The 5315-nt window shown below is 63.1% G+C and carries 4 protein-coding genes and 2 pseudogenes; 1 reads left to right on the top strand and 5 read right to left on the bottom strand.

What is annotated here, in order from left to right:
* The 3 genes from ACYVD0_RS16050 to ACYVD0_RS16040 form a co-directional block, all read right to left on the bottom strand.
* Positions 1 to 1934 (bottom strand): efflux RND transporter permease subunit (locus tag ACYVD0_RS16050; protein ID WP_460427738.1); only part of this gene is annotated, 1934 nt, incomplete at its 3' end.
* Positions 1931 to 3046: an efflux RND transporter periplasmic adaptor subunit gene (locus ACYVD0_RS16045; RefSeq protein ID WP_460427737.1), complete on the bottom strand. Its 1116-nt coding sequence runs from the start codon at positions 3044 to 3046 to the stop codon at positions 1931 to 1933. The genes ACYVD0_RS16050 and ACYVD0_RS16045, both read right to left, overlap by 4 nt.
* Before the next feature lie 82 nt (positions 3047 to 3128).
* Positions 3129 to 3746 (bottom strand): TetR/AcrR family transcriptional regulator, encoded by a 618-nt coding sequence (locus tag ACYVD0_RS16040; RefSeq protein ID WP_460427736.1) that lies wholly within the window; start codon positions 3744 to 3746, stop codon positions 3129 to 3131.
* 104 nt (positions 3747 to 3850) lie between these two features.
* Here ACYVD0_RS16040 and ACYVD0_RS16035 point away from each other — a divergent pair.
* Positions 3851 to 4423, top strand: a pseudogene (locus ACYVD0_RS16035) (TolC family protein); the annotation flags it as partial.
* Between the two features lie 154 nt (positions 4424 to 4577).
* Here ACYVD0_RS16035 and ACYVD0_RS16030 read toward each other — a convergent pair.
* Positions 4578 to 4715: pseudogene (locus tag ACYVD0_RS16030) on the bottom strand (ABC transporter permease); the annotation flags it as partial.
* A 78-nt stretch (positions 4716 to 4793) separates the two neighbouring features.
* The coding region (locus tag ACYVD0_RS16025; protein ID WP_460427735.1) for an ATP-binding cassette domain-containing protein at positions 4794 to 5315 on the bottom strand (522 nt) is incomplete at its 5' end.

The following is a 5315-nucleotide window of genomic DNA, read 5'->3' as shown; positions in this document are numbered from 1 at the left end:
GAAATCGCCTTGCGCAACCGCTGTTTCAACGCCTCGCGCTCGTCCTGGTTGTCCGTACGGACCACGATCTTGGCAAATGACGGATCAGGCAGTTCCGGCCCCATTGCCATGTAGAAGCGTGGCGCGCCCTGGCCGACGTAAGCCGTGACGATCCTGGCTTCTTCCTGCCCGGCCAGCCAGGCTTCCACCTTCGCCGTGGCGGCGCTGGTCTGGGCGATCGAGGTGCCGTAAGGCATCTGCACCTCGATCAACACTTCGGGGCGGTCGGAGATCGGAAAGAACTGCTTCTTGACCAACCCCATGCCGAGTATGGCCACGACGAAAAGGCCAACCACTGCGCCGGCGACCAGCCACTTGCGCGCGATGACACGCGCCAGCACCTGACGAAAGCGGTTGTAGCGCGGTGTGTCGTAGAGCGCGTCATGGCCGCCTTCGACCTTCTTGAAGTCGGGCAGCAGTTTGACGCCTAGGTAGGGTGTGAAAATCACGGCGACCACCCACGACGCGATGAGCGCGATGCCAACGATCCAGAACATGTTGCTGGTGTATTCGCCCGCAGTGGATCGGGCGAAGCCATTGGGCATGAAGCCGACGGCCGTGACCAGCGTGCCCGACAGCATCGGTGCGGCGGTGTGGCTCCAGGCATACGCGGAAGCGGCGATGCGGCTGTAACCCTCTTCCATCTTCACCACCATCATTTCGATGGCGATGATGGCGTCATCCACCAGCAGGCCCAGCGCCAGGATCAGGGAACCCAACGTGATGCGGTCGAAGTTCTTGCCGGTCGCGGCCATCACCACGAAGACCACCGCCAGCGTCAGCGGCACGGCCGCTGCGACCACGACGCCCACGCGCCAGCCCATACTGATAAAGCTCACCAGCATGACGACCAGCAGCGCGACGAAGAACTTGACCATGAACTCATCGACCGCCGAGCTGATGTTGACAGCCTGATCCGTTACCTTGGTCAGGCTCATGCCCAGCGGCATCTCGGCGTTGATCGCACTCACCTCGCTGTCCAGCGCCTTGCCCAGGTCGAGACCGTTCCAGCCTTCGCGCATGACGATGCCCAGCAGCAGTGCAGGTTCGTTGCCGTTGCGGATCATGAAAGTAGCCGGGTCTTCATAGCCACGCTTGACGGTGGCGATGTCCAACAGCTTCAGCGTGCGGCCCTGCGCCACAACCGGCGTGTCGCGGATCTTCTGCAATTCGTCGAACGCGCCGTCCAGGCGAATGAACACCTGCGGCCCCTTGGTTTCTACGGAGCCAGCCGGCGTCAGGGCATTCTGGCCGTTGAGCGCGGCGAACACCTCCTGCGGGCCGATACCCAGCGTTGCCAGGCGTTCATGTGAGAACTCGACATAGATACGCTCGGACTGCTCGCCGACGATGTTGACCTTCTTCACGCCCGGCACGTGCAGCAGCCGCTGGCGCAGCCTCTCCGCGTCGCGTACCAGCAAGCGCTGCGGTTCGCCCTTGGCCTTGAGCGCGAACAGGGCAAAGGTGACATCCGAGTATTCGTCGTTGACCATCGGCCCGATCACGCCAGACGGAAGCTCCTTCGCCTCGTCGCCGACCTTCTTGCGGGCCTGGTAGAACTCCTCCGGCACTTGCGAAGGCGGCGTGCTGTCGAGCAAGGTCAAGGTCGTGAAGGCCAAGCCGGGTCTGGTGTAGGTCTCGGTGCGGTCGTACCAGCGCAGCTCCTGCAGGCGCTTTTCGATCTTCTCGGCGACCTGGCCCTGCATTTCCTGCGGGGTTGCCCCTGGCCAAGCTGTGATGATCGTCATCACCTTGACGGTGAAGGCGGGGTCTTCCGCCCGCCCCAACTTGAAGAACGCAATGAGCCCGGCCAGCGAGATCAGGCAGATCAGGAACAGGGTGATGGAGCGCTCGCGTACGGCGAGCGCTGACAGGTTGAAACGGCCTTCGCTCATGGGCGGACTCCCTCGACCGCCGCGACGGCGGCTTGACCGGCCACCCGCACCTGCTCGCCCTCGCGCAGCAGGTGCGCGCCGAGCGCGACTATCCGCTCGCCTTGCTTGAGCTGGCCGGTGATGCGCGCCCCCTCATCATCAAGGTGCTGGACCACGACCGGCTGCCAGTAGACCTGTGCCGGCTCGCCCTCGATGACCCATACCCCCGGCCCCTTGCCCGCGTCGTACAGGGCGCCGATCGGCACCTGCAAGCCGCCTTGCGCGGAAGAAAGCCCATTCGGGATCTGCAGGGTGATCGTGGTGCCCAACGGCGCGTTGGCCAGCTCGCCCTCCAGCACATAGCGCGCCTCGAAAGTGCGGGTCAGGCGGTCCGCAACATCCGAGAGCTGCCGGAGCTTGGTCGGAACGCTAACGTCCTCTTTGCCGAAGAGCGTGGCCTGCGCGGCGGAACCGACCGCCGGGCGCAGGGTTTCCGGCAACTGGATAAGCGCTTCACGGGGTCCGGCATGAGCCAAGCGCACCACGACTTGGCCGGCATTGACGACTTGGCCGGGTTCGACCAGCGTTTCCATGACGATGCCATCGGCATCCGCCAGCAACTCGGCATAACGGGTCGCATTAAGGGCCACCTCAGCCTGGGCCTGGGCCGCGCTGAACTGAGCCCTAGCGGTATCCGCCGCAGCCTTGAACTGATCGTAGGCCGAAGCCGATATCGCGCCGGTTCCGCGCAGGTTGCGGTAGCGGGCTTCATCCTCAGCCGTTTGCTGCGCCCGCGCTCGCGCAGCGGCGACCGCTTCGCGCTGCGCATGCGCGGCGAGCTTCAGATCGACGGGGTCGATGCGCATGAGTGCCTGGCCGCGTTTGACGGTTTGCCCCGTATCCACAAGCCGCTCCAGCACCTTGCCGGAGACGCGAAAACCCAGGTCGCTCTGGACTCGAGCAGCTACGGTCCCGGTGAAGGCGCGTGGCGCAGGGGTTGCCCCCTGAACGATGGCGGCACGCACCAGCGGCGCTTCGGTGCGTGGATCGGATTGCGTTTTTTCGCCGCAGGCGACCAACGCAAACGGCAATACGCAGATGACGGTAGGTAAAAAGAGGCGGCGCCGGAGCATGGGAGTCCCATAAGCGAATTGATTGGGACTCTCACTCTGAATCTAGTGACTAATTTAGTCAATAGTCACAAATATCCAGGCGTCACGGCGACAGGCTGCGCAGCACCAGGCTAGACAGTTGACCTGGCGCTTCGTCGGTGTAGTCGAAGCCATGCTGCAAGAGCAGCGGGTTGAGGTAAGGACGCATGACCAGATAGATCGCCATCACGGTTTCATCGAGGGGCGTCTTGCGCTCGAAGTCTCCGGTTTGCCGACCTTCCTGCAAGATGTCCTGAAGCAACTCCCGGATGCGCCCCTCATAAGCAAGCGTCGCCTGCCAGCGCTCGGTCGCCGCCGAAGTGGCAATTTCGTAGAGCTTGCGATCCTGAAAAAACAGGCGAAGGCTAGCCTCGACGATCGCCTTGAACATCCGCCGCAGTTTCTCCGGCGGGCGATCGGCCTCATCGACGGCCGCTCTGACCTCGGCCTCGATCTGGCGCAGGCAATTCGCGCAGATCATCTCGCCAATGGCCTGCTTGGACTCGAAGAACTTGTAGATGTAGGCTTTGGAAAAGCCGATGGCTTTGGCCAGGTCGGAGACGGTCGTCTTCTCGTAGCCATACCGGCTGAAGTGCTCGGTGGCGGCAGCGACGATCTGATCGCGCACTTCGTGATCGGCCGGGCCGCGAGCTGGAACTGAGTGGGTGACTGTTTTGTTCATGATTTACAGCTTACTGCCAGTCGTTAAAGCGGACAACAAGTGACTATTATGTATTATGGTCACTGGCATTCTGCTCGCCATATCCCCAGCTCCGGAAGAAGCCCATGCCACCCAAGCGCACCCTTGCCCTGCTCATCAGTGCCAGCCTCTCGGCAGGCTGCGCCATCGGTCCCGACTACGTTCGCCCCGACACGTCCCTGCCGGAACAATACCCGGGCCAGGCGGCAGTCGATCAACGGCATGCCACTGCCAGCGCCGACCTCGTCGCCTGGTGGACGGGTTTTGGCGACCCGCAACTGACTCGCTTCGTCAAGCAGCCAGGGCCTACCAGTCGGTTGAAACGCCGCTGGGACAAGTTCTGAACTCGACGCCCGATTTCGACAGCTACGGCAATGCCTACGAAGCCAATCTTGGCGCGAGCTGGGAACTGGACATATTCGGCAGCCTGCGTCGTGGGCGCGAAACGGCGCTTGCAGAGTACCAGGCTTCGGAGGCAGGCGCGGCCGCAACACGATTGGCTGTGGCGGCGCAGACCGCCGACATCTACATCAGCATCCGTGGATTGCAAGCCCGCCTTGACGTTGCACACCGGCAGGTGCAGACACAGCAGGAACTGCTCTCAACGGTCAATCTCCTTATATAGCAAGGGATTGGCAGCCGAGCTTCAGGTGCGGCAGGTCTAATCTTCTGCTCGATGTAGCCCAGATAGCCGTGCTGGCGCGCATCTTGGATCAGGGCGGCAATCACCTCCTCGGAATCGCCCATCTCGAAACAGGTGTCGAAAGTGCGCTAGCGGTTCAATTCGTTCGCATCGCTCACTCGGGACGGGTGGTCGCGCATCACCCAGCCGAACAGCTCGAAAGCCAGGCCGATGCCGACCAGCACCAGCAGGATGCCCAGCTCGGTCGGCAGCCGCCGGCTCCAGAGCGACAGGGTTGCAAGGGGGTTCTTTTCCAGAATGGCGCTCATGGTCTACCTCTCCAGATTATTGGTTGTACGCCAATGAAAAGCGGGGCTGTCGGGACACCCGCCCAATATCGATGAATGTCAGTGAACGATGGGAAGCCCCGACGCCAGGTGCATCACGCGCTCCTGGGTGGCTTCCTCACGGCCGAGGAAGCCGGTGGCTTCGCCTTCGTGCATGACCAGGACCCGGTCGCTCATGCCCAGCACTTCCGGCAGTTCGGAGGAAATCATGATCACCGCCATGCCCTCGCCGGCCAGCTCGGCGATCAGCCGGTAGATCTCGGCCTTGGCGCCGACGTCGATGCCGCGGGTGGGCTCGTCGAGGATCAGGATGCGCGGCTGGGTCATCAGCCAGCGCGCCAGCAGCGCCTTCTGCTGGTTGCCGCCGGACAGGTTGGCGATGCACTGCTCCAGCGATGGGGTCTTCACCCGCAGCTTTCCGCGCATCTCCTCGCACAGCTCGCGCAGGCGCCGCTGTTGCACGAAGCCCCGGCTGGCGAAGCCGGGCAGCACCGCCACCTCCATGTTTTCCTGCACCGAGAGGCAGGCGAAGATGCCGGTGTCCTTGCGGTCCTCGGTGAGCAGCGCCAGGCCCTTGCGGAT

It is taken from the genome of Azotobacter armeniacus (assembly GCF_054779355.1).
This window is presented reverse-complemented; position numbering and strand designations above follow the sequence as displayed.